Below are 243 nucleotides of genomic sequence, written 5' to 3'. Positions count from 1 at the left end.
GTTGGTTCCGGACGAGTTGTGGGTGTTGTTCCGGCGGGTGGTGCCGCCGACGGAGGTCACGCGCCCGCAGGGCGGGGGCCGTCGGCGGGCAGGTGACCGTGAATGCCTTGCGGCGATCGTCTTCGTGGCCACCTCGGGCTGCACATGGCGGCAGTTGCCGCCGGTGTTCGGACCGGCCTGGCCCACGGTCTACCGGCGTTTTGCCCGGTGGAGCCGGGATCGGGTCCGGGCCAGGCTGCACCG

The 243-nt window shown here is 72.4% G+C and carries 1 protein-coding gene; it reads left to right on the top strand.

What is annotated here, in order from left to right; translation table 11 throughout:
- Position 1: 1 nt before the first annotated feature.
- Positions 2–243 (top strand): transposase (locus N4G66_RS45545; RefSeq protein WP_261710186.1); only part of this gene is annotated, 242 nt, incomplete at its 3' end.

Source organism: Streptomyces rhizosphaerihabitans, from assembly GCF_025399795.1.
Classification (GTDB): Bacteria; Actinomycetota; Actinomycetes; order Streptomycetales; family Streptomycetaceae; genus Streptomyces; species Streptomyces rhizosphaerihabitans.
This window is presented reverse-complemented; position numbering and strand designations above follow the sequence as displayed.